The following is a 14,713-nucleotide window of genomic DNA, read 5'->3' as shown; positions in this document are numbered from 1 at the left end:
TCAGTTGCCTTCCGTCAGCATCTGGTCGACTAGGCTCTGCCGCTCTTCAGAGCTCATGCGCGCGAGGTCCCCCACCTTGAAGTGGCCCGAGTCCTGGACCCACGCCCTCCGCTCGGACACGCCGCCGGAGACAGCTTCGATGGTAATCCGGTGCAGGATCTGGTTGTGGCTCATCTCGAATACCTGTGAGGTCAGGATGTGCTTGAGCCGATCTTCCTGGTCCGGGAAAGCTTCCGTCAGACCGGTGTCGAGGCGTCGTACCAGCTCCATGAGGAACAGTCCCGCAGTGGAGAAAAGGTCAGCGAAGGTCTTGTCCGGGTCAGAGAAGATGCCAGGGTTCTTTGCCTCGAGGGTGTCGACCATCTGCTTGACAACCGGCTGCGGGGTGAAGACGAGCGACGTCTTCTGCTGAGGGATGTAGGCGAAGATGTTCTCGGTCTGTGCGTCGTCGAAGTAGTCGGCCAGGGCCTCCTTCTTGTTGAGGAACTCCTGCACGGATCGGTCGAAGACCGCCTCGTCGAACATGCCCGGGATCCTGGTGACGGTGCCGTTTTCCTCGGCGACCTCTTGGCCGTCACGCAGCAGCCTGAACTCGGCTTCGGTGATGCCGGTGATCTCCTCGAACACGTCGCCTGGCGTGTAGTCATCGAAGTTCGCCAAGCGCAGGTCGCGGTCGCCGTAGGCCATCAAGAACATCGGGATAGTGCGAGCGAAGCCGCGCAGGTGCGAGCGGACGTCGTCCATCGCTTTGTCGGCGTGTTTCTGCGCGGTCTTAGTTTCTTCGCGGGTGACCACCTCGGGCACAATCTCTTGCATCGTCTTGTCGACGATAGACAAAATGTTGTCCTGCAACGCCTTGTGCTGCTCAATCTTCTTGGCTTGCAGAGCCTCGCCGTCGACCTCGGTGGCTGCATTCTTCAACTCGTCGTCGAGGTGCTTGGTGGCGATGCTGAAGTCGACGTATGCGCGCTCAACCTCATTTTTGATGACCTGCTCGGTGCGCTTTTCGTCGCGTTCGACCTGCTTGGCGGAGAGCCCGAAGGCGTTCTTAAGTTCCTCGCGCTTTTGACGACTCTGCTCGGTCACCGCCTCGGCAATCTGCTTTGCTGCGACCTGCGGCGGGGTGTCTGGCTCGATGCTCGGAAGGTTCTCGGCGCGATAGACGGGCTTGCCGAGCTCAGCAATCTTGGGGTTGATCACCGTCTCCACGTCGACCTTCACGCTGCCTTCGGAGTCGGTCACCGGCGGTGGCTGGGGGATCTCGATGGGCTCGCCCTTCCGTACCTTCCCCTCCTTCGCAGTCGGCAGCTTGTCGAGAATCTCCTTGACGTGCTCGGAGTACCTGAAGATGCCAGCGACGTTGGCAAACAACAGGTTCGAGAGGAAGCCACGGCGCACGACCTCGCGGGCCTTGAAGACCTGGGGGAAGGTCAGCACCTGGGCGGCGTCGAGCTCGATCATCCGACCCTCCGCATCCTCGCCTAGGACGGGGAAGAAGTTGAGCAGCGTACGGATGTTCGCCTGCCTGACAGCTGTGTCTCCTGAGGGGTTGGGGTGCAGGTTGTTGGCGAAGGTGTCGAAGATCGTCAGTGTGCGCTCGGGGGCGAAGTCGAAGATGTACGCATTTTGCTTCTGAAACACCTGCCCGCCGCGCTCAAAGGTGCACGGGTTCTGGGCTCGGAAGGCCGCCTGCATATATTGGGCCGGCGAGGCGAGGTCGGACAGCATGATGACAGCGGTCCACTCCCGCACTGTCACGCCCGTGGTCAGCTGCCCCACCGACAAGGTGATCGTCTTGCCGTTGGATGCCTCTGCCTGCTTGATGGCAGCGCGCACCTTGTCGAGGGACTTGCCGACGGCGGCGGCGTCGCCGTCGTCCTCACTTTTGCGGTCGCCGGCAGCCAGGATGATCGTGTAGTCCTTGAAGACGTCGTGTTTCTTCAGCATCCGCTCGAGCGCCTTGGCGGAAGCGACACGGTTGAGTAGCCAGAAGGAGTGTCGGATCTCATCGCGCAGCTCGGGGGTGGAGAAGGGGTACTTCTCGTGGGTCGTCATGGAGTCGAGGAACCTGGCGACGTCCGCCTCGTGTTCGAAAAATCCGTTGTCCTTGGTCGCAAAGAACTCGTTGAGGTTGAACGCGAAGTCGATGTTCGCCAAGTCCTCGTCGACGGCTACACCTTCGGCTAGTCGGTCTGTGATCATGCGAGAGATCTGGTATGTCAGCAGGTTCAGCGTCGGAAGTGCCGCGTAGGGGTTCTCGTCCCCGTTCTCGGGCCACTCGGCTCGAGCGGTCTGCTCATCCTCATACGTCCAGTTGAAGATCTGGTCCTGGTCGAACCTGCCGGAAGCCAGCGCTTTGAAGGGGGTCCCCGACAGGTGCAGGGTCCAGCGGCGCTTGATGTGGTCGAAGGCGACATCTGTCTTGGCGGTGTCGACGCCTTCGTGTGCCTCGTCTATGACGAGCAGATCCCAGTCGAAGTCCGCAATGTGCTTGAGCTTGTCGTGTTGGCCACCGAAGTACTGCGAGCCCTTCAGGTCTTGCAGCGAGAGAAACTCCACGATGCGGGGGTCTTCGTCTCGGTGGGCATTTGAATAGGCACGCCACTGATCTCGAGACATCGGTGACCGGTCGGCCAGCGACGATGACTGCGAGACGAACTTAAAGGTCGTTTGGTGGCCGATAAACTTCGTGAAGTCGTCGTACCAGGAGTTCGCGATCGCTGGCCGGTTGGTTACCACCAAGACGCGCTTGACGTCGATTGTGCGCATCAAGTCGTAGGTCGACAGCGTCTTTCCGAACCGCGGCTTCGCGTTCCACAAGACCTCACCCTTGCCCGCCTCGAAGGCCTCCACAGCCATGGCGACGGCAGCCTTCTGCTCGGTCCGCAGGACGTAGTCGTCAAGGCCGTCGCTCTGGAGATCGGCGAAGTCCTGGCCAGCGAAGTCGTTGAAGAAGTCGAGGGACTTCTTGGGAGCGCCGTCGAAGCGGTGCCACTCTGTCCGTTGGGGGCTCAGTTCACGCTCGATGCTGTGCTGCTTGAGGTAAGCGTGGAAGTCGTGGTCGGTGAACCGTCCGCCGGCCTCTGAGGTGAAGAGGGCCCGCCGAGCCCACACCTTCTCCTTCTCGACATACATCTGGGACGCCTGCTGCGAGATACGCAGGTCGGCACTCGCCTGTTCGGTGTAGCCGATCTTCTCCCATCCCTCGTACCGAGGGACGTCCGGAGTGCGCCACGAGTAGATCAGCGGAGTGATCTCACGGAAGGTGTTGATCTTCGGACTAGACATGGGACCCCGCATTCTCGTGGACCTGGTCGATCCGGCATGGCTGATAGGTGTCGTACTCCGTGAAGTCGAAGCCACCGTCGTCACGCAGCGAGGCGAGCGTGAACGGCTCGCGCTGCACCATCCCGGGTTGCCCCTCGATCCGGTGCCACCAGGAGAACTGGATGTCTTTGCCGGTGGGAGTCAGGCTGGTCAGGGTGTTGCCGCGCACGATGTTGGCTTCGATAAGGAACTGCGCTGCCTTGTGCAGGTCGGTATCCGTGCCGGCGGGTGTGCCGTGAGCTTGGTGGAAGCCCAGGAACTCGACGCGCATGTTGGCCATGGCTTCCTGATGGTTGTCCTCCAGCAACTCGATCGCGTAGATCGACGCCAGCGCAAACAGCGATTCCTGCGACCACGCCTCGGCGGGGTAGCGTTTCTCGATCGCCTCCAGCTTGCGGCGCAAGATCGCCACAAGGAAGTTGCCGTCGCCCGCTGATGGCTCGAGGAAGGTCTTGTCGACGAAGTCGGGACCGGTCTCCAAGTCCTCGCTCACCAGGTCGAGCATCTGGTCGACCATGTAGCGCGGCGTGAACACCTCTCCGTGCGCCTTGACGCGATCGCGCGATTTCACATCTTGCTCCTCGACAATCGCCTGCGTCGCCATCACCGGTTGCCCACGGGTCGCCGAGGACGTGAGGCGAGGGAGCTGCCGGTCTGAACGTCGACCACCAGCACTCGACGGTCGCGGCTCAGTCGCATCCACGCTGCTCTATCCATTCGCCTATCCTGCCGCACAGGTCCGACAACCTTGGCGCGAGGGGCCTTGAGAGCGTGGTCTTTCCGACGTCATTCCCGAGGATGACTAGTGGAGTGCCTCTATCGCCAGCCGTCGAGCGAGACTTCCGGGTCGCCCGCGAGGTATTGCTGGAGGGCGCTTGAGGTGGTGTCTACGAAGTTCTCGGGGATGGTGCCGGTCCCGACCCAGCGGACCTGGGAGTGCTTGCGGGGTTCGCGGTTTTCGGGTTCGCCGGTCCATTCGTGGGCGGCGAAGACGACGGTGAGGAAGCCGTTGGGGGCTTCGATGCCCCGGGCGCCGTGGATGATGTGGGCGACCTTGAGGGACTCTGGCTTCACCGTGAGGCCGGTTTCCTCGTAGAGCTCGCGGACCGCGGTCTCCGTGATGGGCTCCCCGGGCTCGTTCTTGCCGACGGGGAGGTCCCACATGCCTTGGGCGAACTTGGCGTTCTCGCTGCGCTGGAGGAGGACGACGCGGTTGGTGGCCTTGTCGTGGACGATGACTGCCGCGACCAGCAGGGTCATGGATTCGAGTGCCGGCTTGAGGGCCTTCGGCTGGTCGTCGGTTCGCTGGGCCACTGGGTTCCCTTCGTCGGGCGGGTTGTTGGGCATGTTAGGCGAGGGCTTCGCGGGCTCGGCGGGCGAGATCGGCCGCGCCGGGGACTCGCCGGTGCTGGTAGACCGCAAGGGTGGAGCGGATCGAGGAGATGGCCTTTCGGGTGCGGTCGGAGGTCATGCCCTCCATGAGGATCAGGGCCTGGGTCCAGGCGGCGACGGCTTCGTCGGCGCGGGCCTGGACGGCGAGGCTGTCGCCGAGGTCGGCGTGGGTGAGAGCGTGGACGCGCTTGAACTTCACGGGGTCCCAGCGAGTGAGGGCGTCGCGGTGTTGCTGCTCGGTGCCGATGTGGTCGGCGAGGTCGGTCAGGGTGCGGGCGGTGTGACTGGCCACGGTGCCGGCAGCGGGGCCGCTCACACGGGAGTAACTGGGCTGCGGGACGTCGTCGCGTAGGAGAGCATCCTCGGCGGCGAGCAGGGCGCGTGCGGCTGACGCGCTCTCCTCCGTGGCCGCGTAGGCGCGGGCATGTGTGATGTGGAGGAGGGCTTCCGTCTGGCCGTCGACGTGGCCGAGGCCCAGGCGTAGGGCGCCTTCGACGAGGTCGACGCAGTGGTGGGGCTGCTTGAGGCTCAGCGCCTGGTGCGCGAGGGCGCGCATCATCCAGGCGGCGTGGCCTTGGGAGTCGGCTTCGCAGGCGAGCTGGTAGCCGACCTGGTAGTAGCGCTGGGCGGCGCCTTCCTGCCCGAGGTCGTGGTGCTTCCACCCGGCCAGGTAGGCGAGTTCGGCGACGGCTCCGAAGGCGGCTCGGCGTAAGACTTCGCTGGGGAAGCGTCCGCGGAGCATGGGGGCGGCGGTGTCGGCGAGGTAGGCGCAGACGGTGGTCAGACCGTGCCCGCCGCCGAGGCGTTCGTCGGCGGCGCTGAAGGCGGTGGTGATCTGGCGTACGACGTCCACGTCCTCCGCGCCGACGAGGGACGTGCCGGTGCGGGCGCGGAGCATGCGGGCGGTGGCTTCGTGGTCGTGGCTGAGGGGCATGGCGACGCCGGCGGTGGTGAAGGCTGCGATGGCGAGGAAGCGGCGGCGTTCGACGTCGGCGCGGCCCAGGTCGGTGACGGCGAGGACGGGATCGGCCTCCGCCGGCTCTTCGGCGTCACCGGCATGCAGACCGATCTCGGTCCGGGTGATCGGGCGTCCTGCTCGTCGGGACAGCGCCTCGGCCAGGTACTGACCCACCTGCCCTGAAGGGGCGCGGGTGCCGTTCACCCAGTGCGAGACGGCCGATTTGTTGGTCTGGAGCATCTCGCCGTTCTCGGCAGCCACGCGACGCACGTCTCTTGCGAGCGCCTCGTAGGTGCATCCTGCCGCGCTGATGGCATCCCGCAGAAGGGAGTTGGGATCTCTCTGCCCCGCCACGACCACCTCCCCACGGGAGCTGTAAACCGCGTATACCGCTTCAACTGCCCACCACCGTACCCACTGAGCGTGACCAACGGTTCACTTATCAGCAGCCGCCCGGAACGGCGTGACCGTGATCCAGGCTCCCCTCTTGGTCCGGGCGGCACCCCGAAGTTCCGTACGCCCATGCCGGGTTCTGGCACTCCTGTGCCCGGACCGGCCGATCAGAGACGGAGACACGGTGACCACCATCGACACCACGGCCATCACGGTCGAGCTGCCCGAGGCGTTCGACCCGCGCTGGAGCCGCCTACCCGGCATCCAGGTCGACGGCCGACGCATCACCATCGACCCGGCCGAGTACTTCTTCCGCTTCGAGTCGAACACCTGGCTCGTCGCCGACTGGGAGCTGGTCAAGACCCATCTCCTAGACGTGAACGAGACGACCGAGAACGCGGTAGAGCAGCTCGCGCTCGACTTCACCCAGCACCACGGCGATTCCACCTCCGACGCGGCCCGCGTGCTGGCCACCGCGTACGAGGTGTACGCGTACCTGTTCCGCGACGAGCACCTCGCCGGCCTCGGTCTCCCGCAGATCACCGCCGACCACCTGCGGATGCTCCGTGAGGCGGCCACGCTGATGGCGCTCAACAAGGTCGAGCTGGACGGGCACATCTCCAACGTCGGCCCGTGCTGGTTCTTCCCGGCCGCCACCTCCGTCGTCTTCGACCTGGACGACGAGATGGGCGGGATGCTCGACGAGGTCTACCACGGCGGCTGGTTCAACGAGCACCGGCGTATCGAGTCCATCAAGGCCCACGCCGCCCTCGGCGGCCGGCTCGTGCACGGCTGCCAGTCCGTGCCGGACCAGTCCGGCGGCGTGGTCGCACCCTACGGTGCTTCGATGGCCAGGTTCCGTGACGACCTCGCCTCGTTCAAGGCGGGCTGGATCGAGCAGGTCTACGCCCACCGCGTGAACCCCGCCGCGTAACCCACCCAACCAGGCTCCGGGGCGGGCCGGCCTCCCTCGCCCGCCCCGGACGCCACCATCCCCCGGAGCCCTCACATGACCACGACCCCCAGCGCCGAACTCCTCGACAGCCTGCTCACCGCGATCGGCCAGCCCACTGTCCGACGGGAGGAGGTGCGGGTGTGGTCCATGTCCGGCGTTGAGCGCGTCACCTTCTCCGACGGCTCCACGGCCATGTTCAAGTACGCCAAGAAGCCCTTCGACAGCGAGGACCAGGCCCTCCGCCTCGCCCACACGCTCGGCGTCCCCGTGCCCCAGCTCCACACCTCCGCCGTTCTCGACGGCTGGCTCGGCATGCTCATGGAGGACCTCGGGCCGTCCGCCCGCGAGGCCGATGACCTCGACGGCGTCGCCGCGGCTGTGGTCCTGCACAGCACTCGCACGGCTCCCGGTCTGCCGGTCCTCGACCAGGAGCGGCTACGTACGCTGCCCGTCCGAGCGCTGGAGCATCTCGAACGGCTGCGCAAGGCCGACCGGTGGCAGGACGCCGACGATGTCGAGAAGGCGCTCGACCGGATCGCTCAGGCCGCGGAAGCTCGCTCGGCCGGAGCGACGCTGGCGCCCTTCGGATGGGTGCACTCGGAGTTCCACCCCACCAGCCTGCATGTCGGCGAGCGCGGGTGGCGGCTGCTCGACTTCGCCCGCGCCTTCACCGGCCCGGGCCTGCTCGACCTCGCCAGCTGGCACGGGACCATCGAGCCCCCGCATCTCCTGCGGCTGCGCGTCTTCCTGGAGCAGTACGTCGTTGCAGGCGGCACTCCGGACGCTCTCGCCTCGCGGGGCGGGCTGACCGCCGAGAACTGGGCGCTGGGCTGGCACCGCATGTGGGCCGTCGAGTGGTTCATGGAGCAGGCGGTTCGCTGGATCAACGACCCGGCCACTGACCCCGGCTACATCAAGGTCGTCCGCCGCCACCTCACCGACGTGCTCCACCTCCTGGAGATCTGACGTGCTCGCCCAGACATCGCCGTGGCACGCCCACGCCATCCAGCGCACCGCCGCCGGGCTCGCCGAACCCTTGGCCGTGCCCGCCCGGATGGAATGGACCACGAGACCCGGCCAAGGCCCCGCCGCCGAGATCCTCGGCCCCGACCTGCGCGGCACGCGAATCCTGGAACTCGGCTGCGGCCCCGGCCGCAACGTCGCCCACCTCGCCACCCGCCACGGTGCTCACGTCACCGGCGTCGACTTCGTCGGCCTCCAGGTCCGCCGCGCCCGCTCCCATTACGGCCGGCTGAACAACCTTGGCTTCGTCGCCGGGCACGCTCTGCACTATCTGCACGCCTCCGACGAGCAGTTCGACGCGATCTACTCCGTCTTCGGCGCGGTGGGACTCGTCGCTCCCGAGCTCCTGCTGGCAGCCATCGCTCAACGCCTCAAGCCCGGTCGGGTGCTCGCCTTCTCCGTTCCGCACCCGCAGCGCGGTGGCCGCGGCGCTTCCGGCGACGACCGGCCTCGCCGCGACTTCGTCACCCTGCCCGACCGCACCCGTCTCCCCATCGCCCGCTGGGAGTTCGACGCCGACCGCTGGGAGCGGCACCTCAGCCGGACCGGCCTCCACCTCACCTCCGCACAGGAATTCCACGACCTTCGCATGGGCCGCTCGCCCGCCACCCTGCTGATCCGCGCCCACAAGCTCTGACGGCTGGAGGAACCGATGCGCTCGCCCTACCTGCTCCTCGATGTCGACGGCGTCCTCATACCCTTCCCCGCCGCAGACGGCTCGACCCCGGCCACCCACACCCGGCACGACGTCGTCCCGGCCGACCGGAGCGCCGACAACCCGGTCACCGTCTGGCTCAACCCCGAGCACGGCCGCCTGCTCCTGGACGTCATCCGCACCGGACAGTTCGCTCCGGTCTGGTGCACCAGCTGGCGGCAGGACGCCACCACTCTCATCGGACCCCTCCTGGGTCTGCCAGACCTGCCACACGTCGATCTCCCACGCCCACAGATCACCACCAGCCATCCCAACGGCTACCTCTGGAAACGCGACCACGTCGACGGCTGGCTGGGCGACGCCCCCGCCGTCTGGATCGATGACGATTTCACCGATCTCGACCACGCCTGGGCGGAGGAACGCGCCGCCTGCGGAACGGCGACCCTCCTCGTGCAGCCCAACCCACACCTTGGCTTGCAGCCCGACCACCTGACCGAGGTCACGAAGTGGGTCGCGCGGCTGTCCGCAGCCCGTGCCGCCTGACGACTGATGCCCTCGCTGCCACGAGCAGCGAGGGCATCAGGGTGGCGGTGGGCTCTGCCTGCATGGGCGTCGTTCAGTCGCCTGTTCCTCGCGGAGCTTCTTCAGCGCTTCTTGGAGTCGACCGCGTTCGTTCTCGATCTCGTCCAGCCGAACGACGTCGTAAAGGGCCACGGCTACACTCCGACTTCATGACGACGATCTACAAGACCCAGGAGTGGAAAGGCCACGGGAAGCAGAACTACTACTGGAACGAGTACAGGCTCGAAGGCGACACCGTCGTCAAGTACAAGTGCCACCGGCAGAAGTTCTTCGACGGCGATGAGAACACCTGGCAGGAGGACGAATCGTTCCAGGAGTCCTGGGGACTTGACGAGCCGAGCATGCCCGACTGGCTGAGGCGGTATCTCTGATCGCGCCCGTACCCCTGTAGCGCTGGAACGTGCCCTCGCCACGCCTTGTGGCGAGGGCATCTGACGGGGGTTAGCGGTGCCGACTGCGCTCTTCGGGCCTTGTGGCCCTTGGTGTGGCCGGAGAGTGTGGCGTGGCGGACATGGGCGGCATTCCGCCGATCGTGCTTCGGCTGCGAGCGGCTTGTGTCCGCCGGTTCGGTTGAGCGGTGATGCGCCAGTTGAGGACCTCAGCGGGACACTCGGCGCTGTCGAGTTCTCGTTGGGTGCTCACCTGGGTCAGGAGACGTCGGGGGTTGTGGCCGGCGGTTTCGCCGCAGGCGAGGGTGGTGGTCAGGGCGGTCCAGGTGGGGTCAGCGAGGATTCGGTCGGCGTGGTTGGGGAGGGCCGCGCGAACGTCTTGCTCGAAGCGGTGGGCGGTCTCGGCTCGTGGTGCGCGGTGGGTCAGGTCTGCCAGGACGGGGGTGGCGGCCTGCTGGTAGCCCGCTTGAAGGTAGCGGAAGGCTTCGTCGGCTGTTGCGGCCTGCTGTTCGTGGCCTCGCTGCTCGTGCCACTTCGCGGCGGCGCACGCCAGGTGCACGGTGGCGAAGAGCAGGGCGATGGCGAGTCCGCCGGGTTCGTTGGAGGCGTAGGTGAGTTCCTTGGCGGCTTGGCGCAGGGCGTGGGCCGCTTGGTGGTCGGCCCGGGTGGCGGATCGGCGGGCGCGGTTGAATGCCGAGGCCGCTGCGCGTAGCTCTGTGCGGTGTGGGCCGGGTGTGGCGCTGGCGATGTTGCAGAGGGCGTCGCCGAAGGCAGCGAGGTGGGCCTGGGCGGCGGCATCGTCGTCGGAGTCGAGGGCGTTGTGTGCCGTCTGTATCGCGGTGATGGTGTGCTGCCACGGCTCGGCGGGATCTGCCGGGAATCGGGGGCGGCCCGCTATCTCCTGGTCGTGGAGACGTTCGCGGAGGCGATTGATGGAGAGGTCGGGTGCGAGCTTAGAGCCGCCGTACCAGACCGGTTCGCCGACACTGTTGGTGTCGCCGGGTGCGGCGAGGCTGTAGCCGATCACGTCGCCGCTCTCGGGGCCGAGGCGCGTCTTGACCTTGATGCCGAGGGACTGGAGCACAGTGAAGTAGTCGGCCTCGGTGTGTACGGCGGCGGCGACCGCGTAGGCCCGCTCGCGCAACCACTGCCGTGCCGTGATCGTCTGGCCGTGGCGCTCGGCCTTGGCGCGTTCGGCACCGGTGGGGGTACGGGGCGCGGTGAGGCCGCCGGACTTCAGGCGGCGCAGGCCGAACTCGGTCTCGATCCTGCGGCACTCGGCCTGGGCCCGTCGGCCGTCCTGGTGGGTGCGTGGGCGGCGTCCGTCGGCGCGGACGGTGGTGGCCATGATGTGGATGTGGTCGTCGGCATGGCGGACCGCGATCCATCGGCATGCCTTCTCGTCGCCGTCGGGGGCGATGCCCGTGGCGTGCACGACGCGGCGGGCAACCTCGGCCCACTCGGTGTCGGTGAGGTAGCGGTCGCCGGGGGCGGTGCGTACCGGGCAGTGCCAGACGTGCTGTGGTGGCTTCTTGCCGCCCAGTTCGCGGGTGCGGAGGTCGACATGGTGGTCGAGTCGCCTGGCGAGCTGGGAGTAGGTGGCTGCTGGGTCGCGGCCGGGGTCGGGAGCGCCGGCCATGTCCCAGGCGGCGACGATGTGGGGGTTGGTGTGCTCGTCGCGGCGGCCGGGGCCGAAGAGGTAGGCGATCAGTCCGCGGCTGTCGGAGCCGGTGGAGACGTCAGGAACCATGGGTCGTGCCGTTCGCGAGGAGATGGTCGATGAGGTGGAAGCTGTTCTGCGCTGCTTGCTCGACGCGGTCGAGAACCGTTTCGGCGCGCTCGGGTACAGTTCCTCGGTTGATGGCTGCGGTGATCTGGTTGAGGTTGCCGCCGATGCGGTTCAGCGCGACCGTGTGCGCCTCGACGGCCTCGATCAGCGGGCGCAGAGGATCGTCCTCCGGGCTGCCGACCATCCCCGCCTTGCCCACCGCAACGGCCAGGGCCGCGTCCCCGACGAATCCGGCGAACCTCTGACCGCGCTGCTGAGCGGCGGCGCTGATCACCTGGACCGCGGTGCGCGTGAAGCGGATGGTCTTCTCCTGGTCGCGCTTCTCCACGGTGCGCTTGCGGTTCAGCTGCGCGGGCAGGGCGGGGGCGTCGAGATCCCGCCAGGAGAGCTGCTCGACGAGCGGTTGGGCATCGGTCGGCCTACTGGGAGGAGCGCAGTCGGCTGCGGGCCGGCCGGAGTCCTCGGCCACCCCCTCCTCCGGCTCGGGCGCCCCCTGGCGCACGGCCTTGTCCTCCGCCACCCCTGGGGCGGGGGCAAGCGCGGACGAAGCCTCGTTAGAGGCTCGTTCGCTCCAGCTTGCTGCTGGTCGTCGGGTGAGCCTGAAGAGCTTCCTGCGGCGGCGGGAGGTGGTGTCGGCGGTGTTCGATTCGGGCATGGTGGTGCTCCGTCAGTCGTGGGGTGGGGCTTCGTCGCATCCGTCGCATCCGTCGCGTGGCTGGTCAGCACTGGTACGGAGAGGGCCGCAGGTACGGATCGATCCGTAACGGTGAGGAGATCCGTCCCCGCGCTGACCTGCGCGGGGACGGATGCGACGGATTGATGCGGACCTGGTGTCAGCGAGTGGGCCTGGGTCCTGCGGGCCCTCCCGGCGGGCCGGGAGGCAGCGCCCCGGACGGAGGGGCGGGCGGCCTGCCCGGGGTCGGACGGGCCGGGACCTTGGCGGTGGGTACCGATGCAGCGGGGTCGGGGCAGTAGCGGGCCCAGGCGTCCACGAACTGGTTGCGGGCGTACGCCTTGGCCTGCCTGCCGTTCTCGAACCGGTAGTTAGCCGGGCTGATACCGAAATCACGCAGCAGATTTGCCAGGTGGTAGGCGTTGAGCCCCTTTGTGCCGTACTCCGCCCACGGGGCCTCGGCGTCCTGGATGAGGACCGCGAGCAGGTCCTGGCTGCGCAGTGCCTCCTTGCCGCCCTCCTGGTCGAAGACGCGGCGGATGTCACGCAGCAGCCGCGTCTTCAGCGTCGTCTGCTCGTCCTGGACCACCTCGTTGCGCGTCATCGCCAGACAGGCGGCACGTGCTCGCGCGGGCCAGTGCCCTCCGGCGAGGTCGGCGACGATGAGGAGCGGCTCCCAGGTGTCGGCGGCGCGGTCCTCGACGGGCATCTTCGGCACCGTGCCCGCGACGGTGCCGCGCTGGGGGACCAGCCAGTCGGCCAGCCGGTCGCGCAGCGCGTGCAGTTCCGGCACGGAGTACCGCGAACGGAACGGCGTGATCCGCTCGCCCGGCTTGCGCTTCTGCATGCGGATGACGATCGCCCTGTCCATGATCGTGTCCGGCAGGTCACCGATACCGGCCAGCGCGGCCATGGCGAAGGTGGGGAACGCGGTCGGCTTGTGCTCCGGCCCGGAGATCCGCCAGGCGGGCCGGTTGCGCTGATGCCCGGCGTTCAGCAGGCCGCGCAGGTCCTCCTTGTCGCCCGCCTTGGGGCCGAAGATGGTGTCGGCCTCGTCCACCAGCAGCGTCGGCGGGTTCTTGCCGATGACGCGGAAGACGACGGCGGGGGAGGTGTTCACCGTCATCATCGGCTGGTGGACGGTCTCGTAGAGAACGTCCAGGAGACGGGACTTGCCGCACCCCTTGGTCGGCCCGACCACCGCCAGCCGTGGCGCGTGCTGGAGGCCGGGCTGGATGTGGGAGGCCGCGACCCAGAGGGTGACGGCGGTCAGGGCCTCGTCGCTCGGCAGCACCACGTACCGCCCGATCGCCGTACGGAGGTCGTCCAGCAGCGTGGTTCCTTCGCCTGCTGCCCCGCTACCTTCATGGACTTCCGGTCCGCCTGGATCGGGATCGCCTGCGCTGTCCGACGTGGTTGTCGGGGCACTGGCCTCGGCAGGTCGCGAATCGCGCGAGCTCCGGTGCGGAGTATCGGTGGCCGTGCCCCCAACGTCAGGGCGTACTTCCCGCTCGCGGGGCAGCCCCTGGCCCGGGACCGCGATCGGTGGCCAGGCAACGCTGGATGACTTCGAGGTGGCGGGGGACGTAGGGTCCTTCATAGATGTTCCTCTCAGGTGGGGGCGAGACGGGCAAGGTCTCGCCCCCGACCAGTTCGTTCAGGGATGGGCGACGTGCAGCGGAATCTCCGGCCCTCGGCGTAGGCGCGCCGAGGGCCTTTGCTGTGTCCGGGCGGGGTGGCGGTTCATGAGGCCAGGTCCCAGTCGTCTCCGCCGTCGATCAGCGCGTTCTCGTAGCGCAGTAGTTCGACCTCGGGGTAGAGGACCCGCTTGCCGACCTTGATGCCGCGCGGTCCCTTCTTGAGCTGGCGCCAGTAGCGGACGGTGCTCTCGGCGGTGCGGTAGCGCTCGGCGACCTCGGCGGTGGTCAGGTATCGCATGCGTTCCCATTCGGCTAGGTGGCAATTCGATCTGCATAAGGAGTACCTCATGATCGGTGGTTAGCCAAACCGGGAAGCCCATGTTTCAATTCGGATAGCGATGGTCGTGATGGAGGTTCGATGGACGACGACATGACGGGCGGCGGCGAGGTGCCGCTGCTCTACAGTGAAGGCAACGTGGCAGGCCGGGTGGCCCTGGAGCGTGAAGTCAGAGGGTGGAGCACGACCGAGCTGGCCGAGCGGGTGACCAGAGCCGGCGTGAAGATGAACCAGACGGCCGTCTGGCGCATCGAGAACGGCTCACCCCGCCGCCGGATCAACCTCGATGAGGCGCTCGCCTTCTCCCGCGTCTTCGAGCTTCCCCTCGAAGAGCTGATGTCACCGCCCCTCGAAGGGCTCGACATCGACAGCAGGCGGCTCGTCCAGGAAGCCGTCGAGGCGTTCTACGAGACTCGCGACGCCCGCGATCGTCTGCACCGTGCCGTGGTCGCTGTCGCCGGCCACATCAAGGCCCATCCCGACAGCTCGCGGGCGATCCACGAGCAGTGCCTCCGCCTCATGGGCGACGAACGGGACGCTCGCGTCCTCAGCGGCGACATCGAGGACGGGGGGCACTACTGACAACTCACATCAAGGAGA

14 protein-coding genes are annotated in these 14,713 nt (G+C 67.3%); 6 read left to right on the top strand and 8 right to left on the bottom strand.

The features are described from left to right. From LIX60_RS09915 to LIX60_RS09900, 4 genes are all read right to left on the bottom strand, one after another. Positions 1–3,288, bottom strand: a complete 3,288-nt coding sequence (locus LIX60_RS09915; RefSeq protein ID WP_227958110.1) for a DEAD/DEAH box helicase — start codon at positions 3,286–3,288, stop codon at positions 1–3. Continuing rightward, complete coding sequence (locus tag LIX60_RS09910) at positions 3,281–3,931, bottom strand: hypothetical protein (protein WP_227958109.1); 651 nt, start codon at positions 3,929–3,931, stop codon at positions 3,281–3,283. The genes LIX60_RS09915 and LIX60_RS09910 overlap by 8 nt, the downstream gene beginning before the upstream one ends. A gap of 212 nt (positions 3,932–4,143) precedes the next feature. Continuing rightward, positions 4,144–4,674: an NUDIX domain-containing protein gene (locus LIX60_RS09905; protein WP_227958108.1), complete on the bottom strand. Its 531-nt coding sequence runs from the start codon at positions 4,672–4,674 to the stop codon at positions 4,144–4,146. Between the two features lies 1 nt (position 4,675). Continuing rightward, positions 4,676–6,031, bottom strand: coding sequence for a tetratricopeptide repeat protein (locus LIX60_RS09900; RefSeq protein ID WP_227958107.1), 1,356 nt, complete (start codon positions 6,029–6,031; stop codon positions 4,676–4,678). Positions 6,032–6,254: 223 nt separating this feature from the next. Between LIX60_RS09900 and LIX60_RS09895 the strand changes: the two genes are divergently transcribed. The 5 genes from LIX60_RS09895 (at position 6,255) to LIX60_RS09875 (ending at position 9,656) form a co-directional block, all read left to right on the top strand. Further along, the gene (locus tag LIX60_RS09895; protein ID WP_227958106.1) at positions 6,255–7,004 is read left to right on the top strand and encodes a hypothetical protein; all 750 of its coding nucleotides are present in this window, start codon (positions 6,255–6,257) and stop codon (positions 7,002–7,004) included. Between the two features lie 75 nt (positions 7,005–7,079). Then, the gene (locus LIX60_RS09890) at positions 7,080–7,991 is read left to right on the top strand and encodes a phosphotransferase family protein (protein WP_227958105.1); all 912 of its coding nucleotides are present in this window, start codon (positions 7,080–7,082) and stop codon (positions 7,989–7,991) included. Between the two features lies 1 nt (position 7,992). Further along, entirely contained in the window at positions 7,993–8,685 is a 693-nt protein-coding gene (locus LIX60_RS09885; RefSeq protein WP_227958104.1) for a bifunctional 2-polyprenyl-6-hydroxyphenol methylase/3-demethylubiquinol 3-O-methyltransferase UbiG, read from the top strand. Positions 8,686–8,700: 15 nt separating this feature from the next. Continuing rightward, positions 8,701–9,246: an HAD domain-containing protein gene (locus tag LIX60_RS09880; protein WP_227958103.1), complete on the top strand. Its 546-nt coding sequence runs from the start codon at positions 8,701–8,703 to the stop codon at positions 9,244–9,246. 188 nt (positions 9,247–9,434) lie between these two features. After that, positions 9,435–9,656: a hypothetical protein gene (locus LIX60_RS09875; RefSeq protein ID WP_200692523.1), complete on the top strand. Its 222-nt coding sequence runs from the start codon at positions 9,435–9,437 to the stop codon at positions 9,654–9,656. A 70-nt stretch (positions 9,657–9,726) separates the two neighbouring features. Here LIX60_RS09875 and LIX60_RS09870 read toward each other — a convergent pair whose 3' ends face one another. From LIX60_RS09870 to LIX60_RS09855, 4 genes are all read right to left on the bottom strand, one after another. Beyond that, complete coding sequence (locus tag LIX60_RS09870; RefSeq protein ID WP_227958102.1) at positions 9,727–11,424, bottom strand: relaxase/mobilization nuclease domain-containing protein; 1,698 nt, start codon at positions 11,422–11,424, stop codon at positions 9,727–9,729. After that, positions 11,414–11,983 carry a hypothetical protein gene (locus tag LIX60_RS09865; RefSeq protein ID WP_227962695.1) on the bottom strand — a complete coding sequence of 190 codons (570 nt, stop codon included), beginning with the start codon at positions 11,981–11,983 and terminating at the stop codon, positions 11,414–11,416. Before LIX60_RS09865 ends, LIX60_RS09870 begins: the two co-directional genes overlap by 11 nt. 313 nt (positions 11,984–12,296) lie before the next feature. Beyond that, entirely contained in the window at positions 12,297–13,736 is a 1,440-nt protein-coding gene (locus LIX60_RS09860; RefSeq protein WP_227958101.1) for a DUF3631 domain-containing protein, read from the bottom strand. Between the two features lie 143 nt (positions 13,737–13,879). Further along, positions 13,880–14,074: an AlpA family transcriptional regulator gene (locus tag LIX60_RS09855; RefSeq protein WP_227958100.1), complete on the bottom strand. Its 195-nt coding sequence runs from the start codon at positions 14,072–14,074 to the stop codon at positions 13,880–13,882. A gap of 120 nt (positions 14,075–14,194) precedes the next feature. Here LIX60_RS09855 and LIX60_RS09850 point away from each other — a divergent pair, with 120 nt between their 5' ends. Continuing rightward, positions 14,195–14,695, top strand: coding sequence for a helix-turn-helix transcriptional regulator (locus LIX60_RS09850; RefSeq protein ID WP_227958099.1), 501 nt, complete (start codon positions 14,195–14,197; stop codon positions 14,693–14,695). The last annotated feature ends 18 nt before the right edge of the window (positions 14,696–14,713 follow it).

Origin of the sequence: Streptomyces sp. S07_1.15 (assembly GCF_020739505.1) — a bacterium.
Lineage (GTDB): Bacteria > Actinomycetota > Actinomycetes > Streptomycetales > Streptomycetaceae > Streptomyces > Streptomyces xinghaiensis.
This window is presented reverse-complemented; position numbering and strand designations above follow the sequence as displayed.